The following is a 21,235-nucleotide window of genomic DNA, read 5'->3' on the forward strand; positions in this document are numbered from 1 at the left end:
GCTGAAACTAAAGAGCAGTTTCTGCTTGCTTCTCCTTATTGCTTGGAATCAAACCGTCTTCTCAAGCACCTTTTTCTAATAATCGGGCTTCAAGCAGCAAGATTTTCGGTAATAAGTACGCAAGGCGAGGTAAACCAAAGAACGGTTTCCTCTTCTTGCTTCTTATTACTCAAATCTTAACCGCTGCTTTCCGCACCTAAACTAAATCTGCGTCTTTAGGCAGGGCTGCCTTTTTTCCGACATCTGCACCTTTTTTATCTTCTTTTGGCAATTTGATAATCTTGAAGCCAGTATAAGCAAAGATGATTGAGATAATCGGTACTAAGAAGTTCAAGATAGCAAACGGTGCATATTCAAAGACGGTTACACCAAGTGTTGAAGCAATGAATACACCGCATGTGTTCCAAGGAACGAAGACGGACGTCAGTGTGCCCCCATCTTCTAAAGCACGAGATAGGTTCTTCGCATGCAAGCCTTTTTCTTTGAAAGCATCTGCATACATACGTCCTGGAACAATAATTGAAATGTATTGTTCAGAACAAGTGAAGTTTGTACCGATACAAGATACGATAACAGAAGCAATCAATGAACCTGTGTTTCTCGCAAACTTCAAGATCACATTGATTAATGCTGATAACATACCTGAATATTCAAGTACACCTCCGAAAGTCATAGCTACAAGGGTTAAGGAAATCGTATAGAACATCGATTCCAAACCACCGCGGTTAAATAACTCATCTACCATTTTATTACCAGATTCCATAGTATAACCAGTTTGCAACGCTGTCATGGCATCAGTTAATGAACCACCTTGCACAAAGATTTGCGCAAAGAAACCTAAGACAATACCGACACAAATCGCTGGAATCGCCGGAACTTTAAAGATAACTAACACAATAACTGCCAACGGAATCAATAACAACCAAGGTGAGATGACAAAGTTATCTTGTATAGTTGTCAAAATTTTCTCAATATTTTTAGGGTCAAAGTGCTTATTACCAAAGCGCTGACCTAAGAAGAAGAAAGTAATAACCGTAATGACAAGCGCTGGAATCGTTGTATACATCATATGTTTAATGTGGTCGAACAAATCTACGTTTGTTAAACCAGAAGCCAAGTTCGTTGTATCAGATAAAGGACTCATCTTATCACCAAAGTACGAACCACAGATAACTGCACCTGCAATCATACCAGGAGAAATTCCCATGCTAATACCGATACCCATGGAAGCTACCCCCACAGTAGCTATCGTCGACCAAGAACTCCCTATTGCCAGAGCTACAATGCCACATAAAATTACGACTACTGCTAAGAAATAACGCGGATCAATCAATTGCAGACCATAATAAATCATCGTCGCAACAACGCCGCTGCCAATCCATGAACCAATAATCAAGCCGACCAAGATGATAATCACAATCGCCGGCAAAGCATGCCTGATCCCTTTATACATCATCTCTTCAACCTCATCGAACTTATAACCATGCAACATCGTGACACCAATCGCTACAGCAGTCCCAATCATCAACGGTATATGCGGTTCCTTCTTCAAGACCGCCACCGTAAATAACATTGCCGCAATCATAATCCCCAATGTCAATACCGATGCGCCGACCCCTAATGGCTTGTGCTGCTTTTCAACAGCTTCCTTATTCTCTACATTTGCATTCTTCTCTTCCTGATTTTGCATAACATAAACCACACCCCTTATGTTTGTTTAGTGTAATCATACATAATAAAGAAACCGCTTTCAACACTTTTCCCGAGCTAAATAGTCTATCTAATTACTAGGAAATGTATTTTCAGAAAGAACAGTGTCAACACTGAAAAGGCTATAAACCCCATAGTATCAAGTCTTTTGATTATTCTGAAAAATTATTTTTAAATCTATTTTGACACCTTTTTCACTCCCAAAAAAAATTAAAAAATTTTTGAGAGAAGAAAAATTTTGAAGAGATTGCGCACACCTTCACTTTAACGTGCTATCAGAATGAGGTGCAAAACGCTTTAGCACTCTAATAGGAAGAAACGCAATGTTTAAAAAGTCGTCGGAGTGGAACTTAATCATAAAATACTTAGCACGAGATAAGAGAGGAAGATACATCTTGGATATTAATATCAATGATTATAAAGTTCCCGTACAAAAAGAATTTAAATTTAAAGATTACCCACACCAAGTCAGCACACAAGAGAATGAGACAGAACTTCGCGATGAAGTTATTCCGGAACTGGTCGATTTATTACAAGACTTACATTTGAAATTATTTGCAGAAGAGAAAGACGGCATCATGGTAGTATTACAAGCCATGGACGCAGCCGGTAAAGATGAGGCCATTAGCTATATTTTTTCAAATTTGAATGCACAAGGTCTGAAAACAACTTCATTCGGACAGCCGAGCGAAGAAGAGGAGAAACACGACTACTTATGGCGGTTACATCGTGGTAAACCTGAACGCGGAGAAATCTCTTTGCTCAACCGTTCTTATTATGAAGATGTGATTGTCACACGTGTGCACGACTTATTAGGAGAAGAACATAAAGATCAAATTAAAGACGACACGGATTTGTGGAAGTTGCGCTATCGTCAAATCAACGACCACGAGCGTTATTTAGAAGAAAACGGCTTTCATACCATTAAATTCTTCTTCAATATGTCAAAAGAGGCTCAAAGAGACAGATTGCTCGAACGCATGAAAGACCCGAAGAAGAATTGGGAATTCTCATTTAATGATGTCAAAGAACGCCAACATTGGGACGATTACCAAGAAATCTTTCAAGATATGATTAACGAAACTTCTACCTCATGGGCGCCGTGGTACGTCTTGCCTGCAGATAATCCGTGGTATGCACGCGCAGTCATTACCAAAGTCATGATAGAAGCCCTAGAAAAAATTAATCCGCAATTTCCTGAATTTACCGCAGAAGAAAAGGCAGAATTAGATAAATATATCGAACAATTGGAGAATGAGTAGGGGAAAAAGCGAGGACCGGAACATTAATTTGTCCTGGACCTCGCTTTTGAAGTTCATTTTATGGAAATATTTATAGGTTTGGGCAAAACTGTATAGGCGCGTTCATGTTGCCTATACAGTTTCAGTCCAAAGTGTGTAGGCAAGCTCATGTTGCCTATACAGTTAGAGGCCAAAGTGTTAAGGCGCGCCACACTCGCCTATACACTTCCACGCTCGCCGCGCCCCTCAACCCATCATGCCATCAACCCCGCAGTACAAAGCAACTCGACCATCCCGAACCTACCACACACCATCTACTCCACATCATCTAAAATAGCCGTAATCCAGTGACCGAACTCACAAGCTAAATGATATTGATGCGCTTTAATCATAGAATCCGGCAAGATGCCCGGGAATTCAACTAAAGCTTTGAAGCGGAAGCCGTCATTTTCTTTCTTCACCTGATGACGCATGCCGCCAATCACATGCCCCTTCTTATCTTTTGCGGCGCCAGCCAATTCCACAGAATAATCCGTAGATTTACGAGATTGCAAACCAGTCAAGTCGCCATAATGCGCATAGAAATGCGTAGGAAGCGGTGAACCGCCAGTCGTTTCCAAGACCTCTTGAATCGTCGGCGTTAAACCGAGCAATACATAATGATCCGGATTCGAACCCACATTAATCGCGTCGTGTGCATCACTACGAACCATCATTACCTCCGTAATTTTGTCCATAACTTCTTCAGGACTCAAATTACTATGCGGTACATATATTTCCGTAATACTGAACTTTCTCTTGCCACGTGCAAATTTCGCCGCAATTCCTGAAATCGTATCACCAATCTGACATCTGCGCTCCAACACACGTCGCAAGCGGTCAAAGCCCATATCTATCTTAATGCGGACCAACTCAGCATTTAAAGATTGGATATCCTTATTCGCAATCCATTGAGAGACTTGCGGACTTATCTCAGCATCCGTATGTTTTTGGAAAAATTTAAAGTTCTTCTTCAAGCGTTTAAACTCCCACTCATTGACATCTTCAACTGGGACTTCATGACCATTGATAGAAAAAAGCAATCTATCACCGTTAATCATTTAAAAACGCCTCCTCTCTGCTCTGCTTAAAATATCTATATTACTTTAACATATCCGCCCGAAAATTAGTATGCCCATATCAACTTAGATAAGATTATATTTTTTCAAACTGTCCGTCGCATTTAAAATCGCAGTCTCTTGATCAGCGATCGGCGTCCAGCCCAGCACCTCTTTCGCTTGCTGATTACTGATATTGCGATTGATATCCATTAATAACTTAGCTTCCTTCGCACGCTTGCTGAACAGCGCACTCATTTTCAACACGAAATCCGGCATCACATGTGTACTCACGCTTTCAGACACCTCTGGACGTTGCGACTTCAATAACTGCGCAATTTCCGGCATCGTAATCTTGCCATCCGCACTTGCAATAAAGCGCTTGCCTGCAACTTCCTCTACCTTCATCGCCAAAATATGAATCGCCGCTACATCACGCACATCCACCACATTCAAAGCAATATTCGGCAGTCTGCCCGCACCATTCGTCATAAACTTGATTGTTTCAAAACTCCCGGACATATGCTCATCCAGCGATGGACCGAAGATAGCCACAGGATTAATCGTCACCAGCTCCATATCCGTCCCAGTATTTTCCATAAATTGCCAAGCCGCTTTTTCCGCCAGTAACTTAGACTTTTCATACACCGATAAGCCAGGTTGATCCTCTTGCGTCCAATCAGCCTCCGTCGTTACACTCGACTGATCCAAATTACTGAAACCGACCGCGCCGAAATTAGACGTCATAATCACACGCTTGACCTCTGCATCATCCGCAAACTTCAACACCCGCTGAATCCCTTCCAAAGCAGGGCGGATCACCTCATTTTCATCCTTAACCTTGCCGAAGAACACCGGAGAAGCTACACTCATGACTACATCAATATCCTCCATCGCAGCATCCCAATTCTCGTCACTCGACAAATCAGCCACCACGAAACTCAAATTTTCCGTAGGGACTCCATTATCATTCAACGCATCCAATACCTGAGGCTGCTTCTTCAACGAACGCAACGTCGTACGCACCACATCACCCTGCTTCAACAATTCCGCCACAATACGCATGCCCAAGAAACCCGAGCCGCCAGTTACCAACACATGATTTACCATTCCAACAAACCTCACCTTCAAAGTCATTTCTCTACTAGATTCCCGAATTACCCAGAATTATTTTTCAGGAAAAGAAAAACTTGGAAAGGGGGAGAAGAAAAGAGTGCCTCTAAACAAAAAAAGACCCACTAGGAAATCCCCAGCAAGCCTGTCGTTGTTCTACGTGAAACACTATTATTGAATTGTGACCACTACCATCATTAATATACCGATCAGCGATAAAGCTTTGTGACGTTTCCAGATTGTTACGACAATACTGCCGATTAATAAGAGGCGGACACCTTTAAATAATAGAATGTGCTGCGCAGCTTCAAATAAATCTAAACGATTTAAGAGCGTTAAACTCACTAATAGACCCAAACTGACCCAAATTAAAATATATGCAATCCTTAAATAAGCGGGGGCCTGGGCACGACTGTGTTGTGTCTCCATCCGTTTACCTCCAGGTTGTATTCAACTGCTATATCATCTTTATTTTGAACTTAATCATATTAAACTGTGTTCAGTTATCGAGAGTACGCTTACACTAAAGATATAAGATTCTATTAGATATTGCAATATAAATTTTTAAATAGTAGCTAAATAGGTTCAAATTTTCATCTAAAATTAAAAGATTTAATCATTCAATAAAGGGAAAGAATGAATGATAACTTAGTGGAAGGGACGATGTAATCATGCAAAGTATTACAACAGAAGAACACTTTATACTGAAAGATGTACAAGAAAAAATGATGCAACTTACTCATCCAGATCCAGACGGCGTACCGATGAAGACGATGTTGGCAGCCTTAGAAGAGAAAACGGGATTTGCGCATGAAGATGATTTAGATGAACATAAAAACCGCATCAAATTCATGGATGATAATGATATCCGCATGCAAATTTTATCTTATGGAAACAGCGCACCTTCTAATTTAAAAGGTGAGGAGGCCATTGAATTATGTCGTTTGTGTAATGATGTATTACATGAATATGTAGAATTACGTCCGACACGTTTCCAAGGATTTGCGGTGTTGCCGATAAATGATCCGGAAGCGGCAGCAGAAGAATTCCGCCGTTGTGTGAATGAACTTGGCATGAAAGGTGCGTTAATTGCAGGACGTGGGCAAGATGGCACATTCCTCGACCATCCGCAATACGAACCTATCTTTAAAGCGGCTTCAGAATTGAACGCGCCGATTTACTTACATCCGGCGCCGGTAACGCCTGAAATCTATCAAGCTTATTATGATAGTCCTGCCTATGACGATGTGACGTCCGCAACCTTTGCTTGTTTCGGCTACGGTTGGCATACAGATGTGGGCATCCACGCAGTGAGACTCATACTCTCAGGACTTTTCGACCGTTATCCGAACTTAGAAATGATTATCGGACACTGGGGCGAATTTGTACCATTCTTCTTAGAACGTATGGACCAAGCGCTCTTAACTAATAAGTTAGAACAGCCGATCAGCGAGTATTTCAAAAAGCACTTCTATATCACACCAAGCGGTATGTTTACGAAACCGCAATTCGATATGGTGCGTCATTATTTCGGCATCGATAAAATTTTATATGCCGTAGACTATCCCTATATTAACCCGGATAATGTTTCGACTTTCTTAGGCACATTAGGTCTAACAGAAGAAGAAAAAGCCAAGATTGCATACAAGAATGCTGAAAAACTGTTTAACATCGATACAGAACAAGAATAAACAACCTATCTGTATGAGCAATATACAGGAAAAGCCGTAAGATAAATGAGACAATACGTCTTATTAAGAACAGTAAAGCAAGCATTAACGAATAAACATCAAGTAAAGTGAGGAACAAAATCATGGAAACATTACAATTATCGGGCGCAGACGTCCGTTATCATAAAGTCGGCAAAGGACCGGTCTTAATTTTGATTCCCGGCGCAAATGGTACAGGAGACATCTTCATGCCACTTGCACAACAACTTGCAGACCACTTCACAGTCATTGCTGTGGACCGTCGCGGTTTCGGACAAAGCACTTTAACAGCACCGCTGCCAGCAGAAGTTTCAAGTCCGAACAGCCAATATCGTGTGAAACGTGACGCACAAGACATCGCAGAGATTGCCAAACACGAAAGCGGCGATACACCTGTTTACGTCTTAGGCTCAAGTTCAGGTTCAATTGTAGCGATGCACGTCTTGAAAGAACATCCAGACGTTGTGAAGAAAATTGCTTTCCACGAGCCACCGATTAATACTTTCTTACCAGATGCCAAATACTGGCAAGATAAAAACACTGAACTTGTAAACGTCGAAGAAAAAGACGGCATGCCAGCCGCAATGAAAGTATTCTTCGATGACTTAAATGTGGCACCGATTGACCGCGAAATGATGGGTAATTCATCAGATGATAACGAAGAAGTCTCAGCGCAACGCGTTCAAGAAATGCAGAACTGGTTCATGTACGAAATTCGCCAATACACATCATCAGACATTGCTATCAAAGACTTGAAACCATACACAGACCGCATTACACTCTTGAACGGTACCGATTCACGTAACTCCTTCCCACAAGAAGTCAACGAATACCTCGCTAAAGAACTCGGCCTCAAAATTGTGGAAATCCCAGGAGGCCACCTAGGCTACGTCCAAAAACCAGAAGGCTTCGCGAAAGTCTTGTTAGATATCTGGGGATAAAAAGAAAGACGGGAAAGCAATTTTCCCTTTATATAGAAGAAAAGGCACTGCCTCTCCTTTGACGGGAGATGGCAGTGCCTTTTTTGCGTTGGTTCGTTTTTGCTATATAAAAACTTGTTATTGGTATTGCGAAAAACTTAGTTTTAGTTATAATGAATATCTGTGTTATATAGTTTTCTAAAATTTAAGAATTTAGCTATTTTATTAGAGTTAGCTTTATGAAGAATGAACATAGACTGTTAATAATTAACTTTGTAAATTTTTTTCATATATAAGTTGAAGGCATATTATGAGACAAAGCATATTACTTAATGTAATAAGTCAAGATTATAAAGTAATTACTTCATTACAAATTAATTACTCAAACACAATTGTATAATTCAAACATACAATTTTCATCAAAAGATACAATTAATTGTTTAGTTTAAATATTATGATAATGATGTATGGTTTTATGTCGTTGCTTCTTTATTGGAGGTATATTATTAGAAATGAAAGAAAAAACTATATTAAAGTCACTTCATTTATGTTTAGACATAGATACGAGTATATTTGATTCAATCTTCGACATACAGGGGTATGGACATCACCTTTATACTTATATCGGTAAACTTAACGAAAAAGTAGAAGAAGCTGACTTGAATAAATTTTTTTATGTTAATAATGATCATGAAAAGCAAAAGCTACAATTCGAAAATCGTATTTTGAATTTAGTTAAAAAAGGTAACTTTGAATTTGTGAAAAATTCTTTACAAAATTTAGGAGTAGAAATAATGTCACCATACACCAAAGATTTACTACGCAACGAAAAAAATTACTCAATTATTATTTTTGAAAAATTATCACAGTTAGCTATTGAATCAGGTTTAGACGAAATTGAGTCTACCAGAGTACGAGATCAATTAATCACAGACAATGAAAAAGCAAGAGACACCGATGAAATCATTAAAGTGAGAAACGGAGCAATACTATTGTTTGCTAAAAAAATAGAAAAAATAGTAGAGGAAAATTTATCTCCTTTTATGACAACTATTTTACAATATATAAATAACAACTTATATCAAGATATTTCATTAGCTTCAATAGCAAAAGAATTTAATGTAAGTCAGACTACCTTAAATCTTACATTTAAAAATGAAATTGGAATAACAGTGAAAAAATATCTTACAAAATCAAAAATGGAGGATGCAAAAAAATTACTTTTTCATGATTTAAGTATAAGTGATATTTCTCAAATGCTAGGTTTTGCTGATTCTTCTCATTTTTGTAAAAAATTTAAAAAAGAAACTGGAATGACTCCTACAGAATATAAAAGAGAGAATAAAAATAAATGATAGTATAAAAAATATTAGGATTGTACATTTTTCATCATAATGTACAATCTTTTATTAATTGTTTTTAATAACCTTTACTAGAGGCCAGCTAATTTAAATGAAAAAACTAACTATTCTGTCAGTGTACCCTTAGTTAGAATTTTTTAAAGTGATGTTCTCCGATAAAAAACAGTCACCAATCAAATTAGCTGAGCTTTATTTCGTGTATCTTAAGCTTTAAGGATTATAAATATGTGGAGGTTATTAAATGTCGAAGAGAAGAAAGACCGAAAAAATGTTTTTACAGCAAAAATTGAATAAATTCTCGATTCGAAAATTTAGTGTTGGCGTAGCTTCAATATTAATTGGCGGAGTACTATATTTAAACGCAAACGAAGCAGAAGCAGCTGAAAATACAGTGGATGTAAATCCGGCGGTAGCACAAGTACCAGAGTCAGGAAAAGCAGAAGTTGCGAAACCTGAAGCACAAGCAACAGAACCAGCAAAAGCGGAAGTTGCGAAACCTGAAGCGCAAGCAACAGAACCAGCAAAAGCGGAAGTTGCGAAACCTGAAGCGCAAGTATCAGAACCAGCAAAAGCAGAAGTTGCGAAACCTGAAGCGCAAGCAACAGAACCAGCAAAAGCAGAAGTTGCGAAACCTGAAGTGCAAGCAACAGAACCAGCAAAAGCAGAAGTTGCAAAATCTGAAGCGCAAGCAACAGAATCAGCAAAAGCAGAAGTTGCAAAATCTGAAGCGCAAGCAACAGAACCAGCAAAAGCAGAAGTTGCAAAATCTGAAGCGCAAGCAACAGAACCGGCAAAAGCAGAGACTCAAGATTTTGTTACACCACCAAAGAAAATTGCTAAAAGAAGTCTGTCTGCAAATAATTTACAAACTCAACCAGCTAAACAAGTTGGTACTTGGGAACAAATTGTATCAGCATTAAACGATACAAGTGTATCTAATATTCAGTTGACTAAAAATATTACTGCTAATCAAAATGCAATGCTTAACGCAAACACTGGTAGAAAAGTAGTTATAGATGGAGCTGGGCACACATTAGATTCAAGTAACTATTATGTAGATGTTCCAGTTACTAGTAGAAACTGGGATTTGACAATCCAAAATAGTGATATTAAAACGAACAATATTAATGGGTTAATTAATTTTGCTCCTAGTCCTAACTCTAATAATATTGTTACTTTCAAAGATGTAAATCATACAGGAAATAATTTGATTGATGATACTGATATCAATAATAATTTAACTGTTAATTTAGAAGGTAAGGTTAACTCAATAAGTAATGATAATGCGGTAAATAGATCTAATATTGGGGCTAAAAACATTAATATTGATCAAGAAGCAACTGTTACTGTTGAGCGTAAAGGACTAGGTAATGCATTACGTGTTAGTGACGGAGGAACAATTACTTCTGGCACAGATTCTCAAATTAATGTTAATACTACGACTGCTAATCCTTGGGGAGTATTAAATGGCAACACTGCATTCAAATTAGGAAATAATAGTTCTTTATTATTTGGAGATAATTCTAAAGTAGATGTAACTGGCCAAAATATTTTTGATTTTGGTAATAATGCCACTTTTGATACTGGAACAAATTCTCAAGTTACAGTAAACCAAAAAGGAAATGGCAACATAGTAAATATGGGCAAAGGAAGTACTTTTGAAGTAGCCTCTAAATCTCAGTTTATTGCAAATTCAGATGGTCATCGTGTAGGAGATTGGCAATCTAATAATTTAATTGGTCTTGATGGGAATTCTCAAATTTTAATTGACGATCATGCAAAGTTACTACTCGACGCTAAAAATCATCAATGGAATCCAGATACGAAGACACAAGTTGGAGCTTATAATGATTTAGTAAATATAAATGCGGTGGGTAATGAAACTGCATTATTACATGTTGCTGATAATGCAACCTTAGATTTAAGAACAGATAACAGAGATTATTATGCAGAAGTTATCTCTATTCCATTAGGAGGAACAAATGCAGAACGTAAATATGTTTTTGACAATGCGTATTACGTAAACTTGCAAAAAACAAGTACAGTTACTAGCGGTGAAAGTCCAAATGGTGTTAAACCGAACTTAATATTTATGGATCCAGCTTCACCAGGATACTTCCAGTGGAATGGATCTTATATTGCAAAAACTTGGGCACCAAAAGTATTTAGTAATCCAGATCAAAGTGAAGATGCTACAAATGTCTGGGACAATGTAGTAGATCTTAGAGCAGAACAAGAGGGCTTCAATACTGGCGTTCCGACTTATAACCAAAAAGAATCAACAGCAGTGAGTAAATCGGGTACTCCATTGAGTGACTTAAACTTGAATTATGCACAGCGTTTAGTGTTAATTAGTAATAGTTCTGAAAATCCTGAAGCTAAAACAGTTGAGGGTACACCAGAAATAAAGAATGAAAAAATCCCGTTTGAAACAAAAATAAAATTAGATCCGAAAATGAAACCTGGCAGCGAAGATAAAGTTGTTCAAGAAGGTAAAGATGGTAATAGAAAAACAACGACACCTATTTTTGTTAATTCAATTACAGGTGAAAAAGTCAGCGAAGGCACTCCTGTAGTCGAGACAACGCCACCAGTGGACAAAATCATCAACTATGCACCGGAAGAAATCGCACCGGGCACACGTACAGAGTTCGATCCGAACTTGCCGGCAGGCCAAGAAAAAGTAACGCCGGGCGTACCAGGATTGAAAGATCCGAAAACAGGCGAAATCATCAAAGATCCGATCGATGAAGTGGTGAAAAAAGCGGAGACCCGATTCCGAACAAAACAGTGGATGAATTCGATCCGAATGTCCCAGCAGGTGAAACACAAGAAGTACCAGGCAAACCGGGCGTGAAGAATCCGGTAACAGGCGAAGTAGTAACACCGCCGGTAGATACAGTGATCAAGCACGGACCGGTTGAAGGCACACCGGAAGTAACGAATGAACCGATTCCGCACACAACACAAACAGTGCTGGATCCTAAGATGACACCGGGCAGCGAAGACAAAGTAGTCCAAGAAGGCAAAGACGGCGTTAAGAAAACAACAACGCCGATCTTTAAAAATCCATTGACAGGAGAAAAAGTCGGCGAAGGCACTCCGGTAGTCGAAACAACACCGCCGGTGAATGAAATCATCAACTATGCCCCGGAAGAAATCGCACCGGGCACACGCACAGAGTTCGACCCTAACTTGCCGGCAGGCGAAGAAGAAGTAACACCGGGTGTACCAGGATTGAAGGATCCGAAAACAGGTGAAATCATCAAAGATCCGATCGATAAAGTCGTGAAAAAAGGCGGAGACCCGATTCCGAACAAAACAGTGGATGAATTCGATCCGAATGTCCCAGCAGGTGAAACACAAGAAGTACCAGGCAAACCGGGCGTGAAGAATCCGGTAACAGGCGAAGTAGTAACACCACCGGTAGATACAGTGATCAAGCACGGACCGGTTGAAGGCACACCGGAAGTAACGAATGAACCGATTCCGCACACAACACAAACGGTGCTGGATCCTAAGATGACACCGGGCAGCGAAGACAAAGTAGTCCAAGAAGGCAAAGACGGCAACAAGAAAACAACAACGCCGATCTTTAAAAATCCATTGACAGGAGAAAAAGTCGGCGAAGGCACTCCGGTAGTCGAAACAACAACGCCGGTGAATGAAATCATCAACTATGCGCCGGAAGAAATCGCACCGGGCACACGCACAGAGTTCGACCCTAACTTGCCGGCAGGCGAAGAAGAAGTAACTCCGGGCGTACCAGGATTGAAGGATCCGAAAACAGGTGAAATCATCAAAGATCCGATCGATGAAGTGGTGAAAAAAGGCGGAGACCCGATTCCGAACAAAACAGTGGATGAATTCGATCCGAATGTCCCAGCAGGGGAAACGCAAGAAGTGCCTGGCAAACCGGGCGTGAAGAATCCGATAACAGGAGAAGTAGTAACACCGCCGGTAAATACGGTTATCAAGCACGGACCGGTTGAAGGCGACGCCGAAGTCACAGAAGAAGTGATTCCGCATGGTACGAAATCCGAATTGGATCCTAAGATGACACCGGGCAGCGAAAATAAAGTAGTCCAAGAAGGCAAAGACGGCGTTAAGAAAACAACAACACCTACATTGGTGAATCCGTTGACGAAAGAAGTTATCGGCAAAGGAGAACCGAAAGTCGAAATAACACCTCCGGTGGACGAAATCATCAACTATGCGCCGGAAGAAATCGCACCGGGCACACGCACAGAGTTCGACCCTAACTTGCCGGCAGGCCAAGAGAAAGTAACACCGGGCGTACCAGGATTGAAAGATCCGAAGACAGGCGAAATCATCAAAGATCCGATCGATGAAGTGGTGAAAAAAGGCGGAGACCCGATTCCGAACAAGACTGTGGACGAGTTCGATCCGAATTTACCTAAAGGTGAAACTAAGGTAATCCCTGGTAAACCTGGTCTGAAAGATCCAAAAACAGGTAAAGTGATTAAAGAACCGATTGACAAAGTTATTAAACACGGTGGAAAAGAATCTAAAGTTATTAATAAAGATAAATGCGAAACAGAAAACTTTAAAATCAATAAGCCGAAACATTCAGAAGTACCAACGACACCGGAACAACCGGCTATTTCGGAAAAACTTGTAACACCGGAAACACCAACTAAACCTGCTAAAGCTACTCCTAAACATAAAAATGTAGCAAAAGCATTACCAAAAACTGGTGAGTCTAAAGACTTTAAAGGACTTGGTTTAGCAGCCTTATTTGGAGCAGCGGGATTATTAGTTTTATTCAGACGTAAACTATAATTTTAATGCTTAACAATTAAATAAATAGACCAATTTGCAGAGAGACCGTTATACCACCCCAACGGTCTCTCTGTTTTTTATATAATTCATCTTTAAATCCACTACTCTGCAACTCTATCAAGCTTGATAGAAAATATACACAAAGATAAAAATGTAGAATTACTTCCGCGAATTATGATTAATTCATTTTAAATAAGGAATAGCATTACTAACAAAGATAATAAATAGAGAGAACGTTAATATAAAAAAACTACTGTTTTATAAGCTTTGTTGTATAGCTTACTAATTTATAACGAAGGGGTGCAAATCATTATAAGCAATTAATCTTTAAACAAAGCGGGGAACTTGATATGATGAATATTATAAAAAATCCATTAGTCTTAACGTTAGGTGTGTTTACCATCGGAATTTTAACTTTTTTCGCCACTTCACTCAAATGCCACGCGGTCGATCAATTCAAGTCAATGACGGATTTGCAGCAACATACTACAGAAGGTAAAGATTGGCAGATTCATACAAACGATGAAAAGAATAAAACAGTAGTAATGGCTCCGCATGGCGGTGGTATTGAACCTGGAACCTCTGAAATCGCACGAGAAATTGCGGATAAAAGTCAATCAGGATATTATTCTTTTTCAGCTATCAGACCAGCCAATAACCAGCAGCTCCATGTAACGTCTGCTAACTATAATGAACCGAAAGCGAAACAGATGGTCGGCCAATCAGACCGTACTGTATCGATTCATAAAACAGCACGCGAAGGTCGAGATGCTTATATCGGTGGGCGTGACCAAGCATTGCGCAACAGCATTTCTCAATCGCTCACTAAAGAAGGCTTTAATGTAGGAGAAGCAACGGGGAATATTGCCGGACAGAATCCGCGTAATATTGTTAACCGTAATCAAAATGGTGCCGGTGTACAGATCGAAGTTTCTAATAAGGCGGTCAGAAGCTTTTATAAAGATGGTAATGTGTCGAGACCTGCGCGCGAGAATGCAAATAACTATACGCCGCGTATGCATGCCTTTACGACTGGCGTAAGTAATGGACTGCAGCAACAATCACAACAATCGCAATCACCCACACAACAATAATAATCCGGCCGACTCACCCGCAACACTCGATATTTAGACTGCGCCGCACTTAATCACCACCAACACTTATACACAGACCTCAACTCAATAGCACACTAAAACGCTGGATACCGCCTATTTCCAGCGTTTTTTTCTATGTAAAATATTTCAAGATTTTAAACGTTTTACGCACACAAATATGTCTTTTGTTATATCACGATTACAAACATAAAAAGACGATTAAGAATCATGAATTTTACTGCATCGCACCAAAATTTGTAGTATCGTGGCGGTGGTGAAAAACCTACCCTAAATTAGTAACGAATCGAAGGAGGCACCACTGTTATTAAACATTTAAAGCCAGGATTCACACAATTTTTATGGATACTCCTACTCAGTATCGGAGTGACCACACTCATTTTCATCCCTTTTTTCATTCAAACCTTTCACAAAGGCATTGCCTTTAGCGGAAAAGGGGACGGCTTTACCCAGCTAATTCCATTTCAAAAATATTTATACCACCAATACACCGATTTCAAGAGCTTCTATGATATCGGCTTTGGTTTAGGTGGCGATTATACCAAAGGGTTGTCCTATTATTATGCGACTTCGCCCTTGTTAATCATTTATTTCATCTTCATCAAGATTGGAGAATTACTGTTCCAGTTACCGACAGACAGCATTCAATTCTGGGCAGCCAATCAAGTGATTATCGCCTACATAAGAGCAGTATTTACCTTTATCACAAGCTACTATTTATTCAAATATCTCAATCCGAAGCGTCAATTTGTGATATTAGCGACCTTGATGTACACCATTTCTGTTGTCACGATTTACTATAATTTCACATTTTCTTTCTTCGGAGATGTCGTGATACTCTTGCCGCTCTCGCTATACGCCATGGAACGCTTCTTCAGAGAGCGTAAAATCGGCTTATTTATCATCGCCGTTGCCATTACGCTCTTCTCGAACTTCTATTTCGGCTATTACGAGTTCATTATTCTCGGCATCTACTTTGTCTATCGCATTCTTTTTCCATATGAAAAGGATATCGTGAGTCGTGCCCAGAAAATCTACCTGCTCATTATAGCAGCAGTACTCAGCCTGATAATCGGCAGTATCGGCTTCTATAATGGTGTCTCTGCCGTGATGGAGAATGACCGTCAAATCAACCCGAATTTGAAACTGTCATTCCTTATCGATTTCCAAGAAAAATATCATATCTTCTCCAATGGATTCTATATTACGATTTCCATTGTGACCTTTGTGGCACTCTTAGCGTTCAACTTATACAAACATTATTTCTATCGCTTATTCGCAGTGTTGACTTGGATACTGCTCATCGGGTCATTAACACCGTATTTCGACAGCTTCTTCAACGGCTTCTCATTGCCTGCTAGAAGATGGGTGTACATACTGAACCTGACCTCCAGCGTCCTGATTGCACTCTTCATCCAGCGACTTGCCGAAATTTCGATACGCCGCTATTTAATCACAGCCATCCCATGCGCCGTAATCATGGCGCCATGTACCTTGCTTATGACGGACATATGTCTTGGATGTGGGCAACACTGGTCATCATGATTTTCATAGGAATCCTTTTATGGCACAAAGAATGGTTGAATCATAAATACACCGCCGCTATGTTCATCGCCCTAATCTTCATCCAACAGGCACTCATGATTAAGAACTATCACGATACACACATGTATATCTACGAACGGCCCATTGCATCAATGGATAAAGATAATTACCATAGCGCCGCTTTGCAGAAGAAATTTGACCAAATTCAGCACAAAGATAAGCACGATCCATTCAACCGTATCGAATACCTGTCATTCTCAGCCCTGAACTCACCCTTGATTTACGGCTATCGCGGCATCTCGCTCTACTCTAGCCTGTTCAACGGCGGCATCCTGAAATACTACGATCACACCATGCAAATTGCACAGCCGATAGATAAGAACAGCACCTACCGTCTACTCGGGAACCGCGCGAATTTAATGGCACTGTGGGACGTGAAAGATCGCTTCAAGAATCCGCCCGATGATAATATTCCTTATGGGTTTGAAAAGAAAGACTTGGTGAGAGGGACGCATAATAAGTACCAACACTCCGAAGATACCATCCACTACCCAAGTGCGCATATCACGCAGAAAGTATATGATAATAAATCATTGAAGACACCGATAGAACGTGAACATGCGATGTTGAAAGGCGTAGTGTTGAATGATATTACAACGACTAACAAAGACGTGGAACATAACATTAACTATAAAAATGATGTGGGGGCGGAAGCGGACGATGCACATTGGAATAAAGCCAAACATACTTTAAAGGTGAACCGCAAGAATGGCGGCATCGATTTTAAAGTACCACATAATATTGCGGATAAATACAAAGACCTTTACTTTGAATTTGATCTTGAATTGCAAGCGCCAAACAAACCGCACCACGTAGCACTCAACGAATATAAACAAAATCGTAATTCGCTCGAGTATTCTTATAGACGTCCAGTCACTCCAATTACGATGCGAGTGAAATCTAACGATAATGTTCATCTCAATTTATCGAAAGGGACTTATCGCTACAAACTTAAAGGTATCTACGGTGAGGATTATCAAGCACTCAGAACCGCAGCCAAGAATGTCGACAAAGTGAAAGTGCAGGAAACACGTCACGGTTACCGCATTACCAAACATAAAGACGACCATGGCTATCTCGTCTTGCCAATACCTTACGTAGACGGCATGCAAGCAACCGTAGACGGGCACAAGGCAGAAGTGCAGAAAGGCAACGGCATCCAAACAGTCATTCCAGTTAAGAAAGGTCAAGCACATATTGACCTCTGGTATGCGAAACCACACCTGCTCTTGCTAAGTATCGTAACAATCGTCGGCATTATCGGCGCATTCATCTTTACACGCTACTTACGAAAAAGGAAAATATAAAAAGAAGCTCTAGCTGAAAAGTCGGCTAGAGCTTTAATTATGGCAACGTTTAACGATGCTTATTTAAAAATTGATAAATCTTATAGAAGAAAGGCTTAATCGGTTTGACGAAATCTCCAACATATTCTTCAACATGTGCATTAAAGCCTTCTTTGAATTTTTGAACGCCGAAGTCTTCCGCGTCTTCACTGAAATCTCCAGTGATGCCATAGAAATTATAACGGTCGATACCATGTTCTTTAGCGAATTTAATCATTTCCCATTGTAAGCGGTAAGCACCCATATAAGCGTTATATTTAGGATTAGAACCGCTCGATAAATAATAGACTTCATGGTTGTTATAAATATAGAGTGCAGCAGCAAGATTCAACACAGGACCGTCTGACTCAATTAAAGCAGCTGTTTCTTTCTGCTTCTTCTGTTTGCTGTTAAGCTGTTGTTCCAGTTGTTGACGTTTCGTTTTAGATTTTTTAGAATTAGGATTTTCTTCCAAATCACTTAATACCTCATTTAAGTTCTGTGTCAGTTCGTCAATTTTACGTTGCTGAATCTTTAAGAGTTCATTTAAATCGATATACGCAAGTTTCAAGAAGGCTTGGTCGTCATACGTTTTTTGCATTTTTTCGAAATAATCTTGGTCTCTGAATGTAAAGCCGTGTTTTTCTTCCGCCATTTTAAAGAGTTCGAAAAACTGATCTGTGTCTTCAATAGGTAATGTGCGGACTTGGACATTCATCTCGTATGTCTTTTTAATATTTCTGCGCGTTTGATAATCCATTTCTTTTAACAATGTATCTTCTGATTTCCCCTCTAAGTTGAGCACCGACAACCAACGAATTTGACTGGTTTGCGAATAACCCACAGTTAACCCTTGATACTGATAACCTAAATCTTCCAATAATTGGACGACTGCACGGTTATCTTTAGATTCAATGATTTCTCCAGTGGCTGTTCTGATATTTTCAAGAATATACGGATCAGCGAGTACATATAAACAATTCTGGTGCTTTAAATAAGCGGTTAAATTTTTGAAGAAAAAATCTACCAAGTTCAGATTATTAAAGTCGAGAATAGGACCTCTATGCGTATAGAAATATTTAAAGAACTTCAAACTTCTGGCCTCAGTGAGTAAACAAGCTGCAACAACTGTTCCATTCTCTTTAACACCTACTAAGTGGACATCGTGTTGATTCTCGTTTCTGTAATCATAATGTGTTTTGCTTTGCGTGTAATGCGAAAAATTGCTTTTAGTAAAATCGTCAAACTCATTTGCTGTTAATGTAACAAACTCCATATTTATAATCGGCCTTTCTGTTTGGGTTTTAGACAATCTTTTATATATGAATTATCATAAGGTAATAGTTGCTACATTTCAACAAAATATGTGTAAATATTTTTTATATTTAAAATTATACAATGGGTAATAAGTTGCGGAGCCGCCAACACATTATTAACACAAAAAAATTACGCCCCAGAAACAACTGAATGTTTCTGAGGCGCTACCCCCTTGTATGAACTTTGCCAAAACGGGAAGACGAAATAATTTTGTTCAAAAAATTATTTCTGTCCCGCTCCCTATCGTACTTCTACGTCATGACCGGTTTCTGTTTTCTTATCTTTCTTGAAGTAAGTGGCACCTTGGACACTGCCGAAGTTAGGGTTATCGAAGCTGTTCTGCGGCTTGAATCCTAAGTCTTTAAATATCTTGATGTCTTTATCTGACATGCCGTCTTCATAGTAAAGATGTTTCCCATCATTATAGAAACGCGGTTTATTAATAGTTGCTTGTAAAGAATCATTGCCTCTTAAGTAAGTAGACAAGACTTCGTGCATCATCGTCGGCACTTTATTGCCACCCGGTGTGCCTGCACCTACGTAATAATTATCGCCGACTGTGATAGTAGGTGAAATGAAGGAACGTGGTGCTTTATGTGCACCGCCATGGTTAGCACTAGCAGGTGCTTTAGAGAAACGTTTCAAGGCATTATTCATGAAGAAGCCTTGTTTAGTATAATCACCTGAACCAAAGAAGTTATTTAAGGTATTGGTAGAACTTGTCATTTTACCTTGCTTATCGACTACTACGAAGTGAGAACCTGCTGTATTGACTTGACCTTGCAGTCCAAATTTATTCTTCAGATTCTTGTATTGCTCAGCACGCTTGGTAAGGTAACTGTCATTCATATGTTTATCATTGTTGTCCTCTTTACCATTAACTAAATAGCGGTTCTTGAAATTGACGTTACGTGCTTCCACAACACTTTCGATAAAGTCTTTGCGATTGTCTTCGCCTAAATTACCATTGATAGATTGATCAATTTTCAAGGCTTGTAATGTCAGCATTCCGCTTGTTGGATTAGGTGATGTATAAACCGTATTTCCCAGGTAATTAGTAGAAATCGGTTTCTTCTCTTTCGTTTTATAATCTTTAAAGTCTCGAGCCGTTAAGCTGCCTTTAGATTGTTTCGCGATGTTGTCTCCCATCTCTTTGTAAAAATAATCATCGCCTTTATCTCGGATATCCTTTAAAGTGTTGGCAAGATGTTCTTGTTTCACCACATCTCCTGTTTTCAGAACTTGTCCGTCTTTGAAGAAAGGAGAGTTCTTATCAATATTGCCGCTATATTTAGATAGCAATTTAGCTAAATCGTTGTTGACTTGGAAGCCATCTTCCGCGAGGGGAATGACATAATTCAAGATTTTCTTCTCACTCATACTGCCTTCTTTTTGATGCATGTCATGCATCCCTTTAACAAAGCCTGGAACGCCGATTTCTTGTCCATTCTTATAGTTGTAAGAGGACATAGCACTGTAGTCATACACTTTCGGCCGAGAATTCTTTTTGCCATCGTAAGTCAGTGACGTGCCTTCACCGCCGAGTCCTGCCGCGTAAGGTTCAGTTACAGCAAGTGTATAAGCGACACCGTAAGCAGCATCGGCAGAGTTACCGCCGTCTTGAATAATTTTATTGCCGACTTCACGGGCGATTTTATTATTCGTAGCGACGCCGTAATTCTTGTCCGCATTCTTCTTATTATGTTGCGCCAGTTTATTTTCATATAATTTATCTTTATCGACTTGGTCTTCTTTGTTTAAAAAGTAAAAACCAATCGAGACAAGCAGGGTCAGAATAAGAATGACCCCAAGCACTTTCTTATTGTAGATGCTTTTCATGAGAGTGACCTCCCGTTAAGGAAACGTGTTTCTCTGTTTTAAGGTCGTGCTTTTCATATTTATCTAAAGGCTCGTTCGCATTA

The 21,235-nt window shown here is 39.6% G+C and carries 15 protein-coding genes; 9 read left to right on the forward strand and 6 right to left on the reverse strand.

Annotated features, from left to right (window positions below; genetic code table 11):
- Positions 1 to 196: 196 nt before the first annotated feature.
- A complete protein-coding gene (nhaC, locus tag CNQ82_RS02025) occupies positions 197 to 1,690 on the reverse strand; it encodes a Na+/H+ antiporter NhaC (protein ID WP_123143862.1) in 1,494 nt (497 codons plus the stop codon).
- Positions 1,691 to 2,033: 343 nt separating this feature from the next.
- Here nhaC and CNQ82_RS02030 point away from each other — a divergent pair, with 343 nt between their 5' ends.
- Positions 2,034 to 2,972, forward strand: a complete 939-nt coding sequence (locus CNQ82_RS02030) for a PPK2 family polyphosphate kinase (protein ID WP_123143863.1) — start codon at positions 2,034 to 2,036, stop codon at positions 2,970 to 2,972.
- 293 nt (positions 2,973 to 3,265) lie between these two features.
- Here CNQ82_RS02030 and CNQ82_RS02035 read toward each other — a convergent pair whose 3' ends face one another.
- The 3 genes from CNQ82_RS02035 to CNQ82_RS02045 form a co-directional block, all read right to left on the reverse strand.
- Positions 3,266 to 4,051 (reverse strand): hypothetical protein, encoded by a 786-nt coding sequence (locus tag CNQ82_RS02035; protein WP_123143864.1) that lies wholly within the window; start codon positions 4,049 to 4,051, stop codon positions 3,266 to 3,268.
- Between the two features lie 84 nt (positions 4,052 to 4,135).
- A complete protein-coding gene (locus CNQ82_RS02040) occupies positions 4,136 to 5,158 on the reverse strand; it encodes an SDR family NAD(P)-dependent oxidoreductase (protein ID WP_123143865.1) in 1,023 nt (340 codons plus the stop codon).
- Between the two features lie 174 nt (positions 5,159 to 5,332).
- Complete coding sequence (locus CNQ82_RS02045) at positions 5,333 to 5,590, reverse strand: hypothetical protein (protein ID WP_123143866.1); 258 nt, start codon at positions 5,588 to 5,590, stop codon at positions 5,333 to 5,335.
- Positions 5,591 to 5,832: 242 nt separating this feature from the next.
- On the opposite strand from CNQ82_RS02045, the gene CNQ82_RS02050 reads away from it, so the two are divergent.
- The 8 genes from CNQ82_RS02050 (at position 5,833) to CNQ82_RS13370 (ending at position 17,978) form a co-directional block, all read left to right on the forward strand.
- Complete coding sequence (locus CNQ82_RS02050; RefSeq protein WP_123143867.1) at positions 5,833 to 6,852, forward strand: amidohydrolase family protein; 1,020 nt, start codon at positions 5,833 to 5,835, stop codon at positions 6,850 to 6,852.
- A 122-nt stretch (positions 6,853 to 6,974) separates the two neighbouring features.
- A complete protein-coding gene (locus CNQ82_RS02055; protein WP_123143868.1) occupies positions 6,975 to 7,811 on the forward strand; it encodes an alpha/beta fold hydrolase in 837 nt (278 codons plus the stop codon).
- Positions 7,812 to 8,302: 491 nt separating this feature from the next.
- The gene (locus tag CNQ82_RS02060; RefSeq protein ID WP_164711928.1) at positions 8,303 to 9,145 is read left to right on the forward strand and encodes a YSIRK-targeted surface antigen transcriptional regulator; all 843 of its coding nucleotides are present in this window, start codon (positions 8,303 to 8,305) and stop codon (positions 9,143 to 9,145) included.
- Positions 9,146 to 9,392: 247 nt separating this feature from the next.
- Positions 9,393 to 12,008 (forward strand): pectate lyase-like adhesive domain-containing protein, encoded by a 2,616-nt coding sequence (locus CNQ82_RS13360; RefSeq protein WP_123143870.1) that lies wholly within the window; start codon positions 9,393 to 9,395, stop codon positions 12,006 to 12,008.
- On the forward strand, positions 11,942 to 13,954 hold the full coding sequence (locus CNQ82_RS02070) for an E domain-containing protein (RefSeq protein ID WP_123143871.1): 2,013 nt from the start codon (positions 11,942 to 11,944) through the stop codon (positions 13,952 to 13,954). The genes CNQ82_RS13360 and CNQ82_RS02070 overlap by 67 nt, the downstream gene beginning before the upstream one ends.
- 350 nt (positions 13,955 to 14,304) lie before the next feature.
- The gene (locus CNQ82_RS02075; RefSeq protein ID WP_123143872.1) at positions 14,305 to 15,048 is read left to right on the forward strand and encodes a poly-gamma-glutamate hydrolase family protein; all 744 of its coding nucleotides are present in this window, start codon (positions 14,305 to 14,307) and stop codon (positions 15,046 to 15,048) included.
- A 384-nt stretch (positions 15,049 to 15,432) separates the two neighbouring features.
- Complete coding sequence (locus CNQ82_RS13365) at positions 15,433 to 16,611, forward strand: YfhO family protein (protein ID WP_276308797.1); 1,179 nt, start codon at positions 15,433 to 15,435, stop codon at positions 16,609 to 16,611.
- Positions 16,533 to 17,978, forward strand: coding sequence for a YfhO family protein (locus CNQ82_RS13370; RefSeq protein WP_276308798.1), 1,446 nt, complete (start codon positions 16,533 to 16,535; stop codon positions 17,976 to 17,978). Before CNQ82_RS13365 ends, CNQ82_RS13370 begins: the two co-directional genes overlap by 79 nt.
- Positions 17,979 to 18,027: 49 nt before the next feature.
- On the opposite strand, the gene CNQ82_RS02085 is transcribed toward CNQ82_RS13370, so the two are convergent.
- Together CNQ82_RS02085 and CNQ82_RS02090 are read right to left on the reverse strand one after the other, a co-directional pair.
- Positions 18,028 to 19,272 (reverse strand): aminoacyltransferase, encoded by a 1,245-nt coding sequence (locus tag CNQ82_RS02085; RefSeq protein WP_123143873.1) that lies wholly within the window; start codon positions 19,270 to 19,272, stop codon positions 18,028 to 18,030.
- Between the two features lie 281 nt (positions 19,273 to 19,553).
- Positions 19,554 to 21,152 (reverse strand): gamma-glutamyltransferase, encoded by a 1,599-nt coding sequence (locus CNQ82_RS02090; RefSeq protein ID WP_123143874.1) that lies wholly within the window; start codon positions 21,150 to 21,152, stop codon positions 19,554 to 19,556.
- Positions 21,153 to 21,235: the final 83 nt, after the last annotated feature.

This window comes from Staphylococcus debuckii (assembly GCF_003718735.1).
Lineage (GTDB): Bacteria > Bacillota > Bacilli > Staphylococcales > Staphylococcaceae > Staphylococcus > Staphylococcus debuckii.

Excerpts from the sequence above, each read along its gene's own strand:
- CNQ82_RS02090 (WP_123143874.1), bottom strand. The coding sequence starts at position 21,152 with ATGAAAAGCATCTACAATAAGAAAGTGCTTGGGGTCATTCTTATTCTG.
- nhaC (WP_123143862.1), bottom strand. The coding sequence starts at position 1,690 with ATGCAAAATCAGGAAGAGAAGAATGCAAATGTAGAGAATAAGGAAGCT.
- CNQ82_RS02075 (WP_123143872.1), top strand. The coding sequence starts at position 14,305 with ATGATGAATATTATAAAAAATCCATTAGTCTTAACGTTAGGTGTGTTT.
- CNQ82_RS13370 (WP_276308798.1), top strand. The coding sequence starts at position 16,533 with ATGCGCCGTAATCATGGCGCCATGTACCTTGCTTATGACGGACATATG.
- CNQ82_RS02085 (WP_123143873.1), bottom strand. The coding sequence starts at position 19,272 with ATGGAGTTTGTTACATTAACAGCAAATGAGTTTGACGATTTTACTAAA.
- CNQ82_RS02030 (WP_123143863.1), top strand. The coding sequence starts at position 2,034 with ATGTTTAAAAAGTCGTCGGAGTGGAACTTAATCATAAAATACTTAGCA.
- CNQ82_RS02035 (WP_123143864.1), bottom strand. The coding sequence starts at position 4,051 with ATGATTAACGGTGATAGATTGCTTTTTTCTATCAATGGTCATGAAGTC.
- CNQ82_RS02060 (WP_164711928.1), top strand. The coding sequence starts at position 8,303 with ATGAAAGAAAAAACTATATTAAAGTCACTTCATTTATGTTTAGACATA.
- CNQ82_RS02050 (WP_123143867.1), top strand. The coding sequence starts at position 5,833 with ATGCAAAGTATTACAACAGAAGAACACTTTATACTGAAAGATGTACAA.
- CNQ82_RS13360 (WP_123143870.1), top strand. The coding sequence starts at position 9,393 with ATGTCGAAGAGAAGAAAGACCGAAAAAATGTTTTTACAGCAAAAATTG.
- CNQ82_RS02045 (WP_123143866.1), bottom strand. The coding sequence starts at position 5,590 with ATGGAGACACAACACAGTCGTGCCCAGGCCCCCGCTTATTTAAGGATT.
- CNQ82_RS02055 (WP_123143868.1), top strand. The coding sequence starts at position 6,975 with ATGGAAACATTACAATTATCGGGCGCAGACGTCCGTTATCATAAAGTC.
- CNQ82_RS02040 (WP_123143865.1), bottom strand. The coding sequence starts at position 5,158 with ATGGTAAATCATGTGTTGGTAACTGGCGGCTCGGGTTTCTTGGGCATG.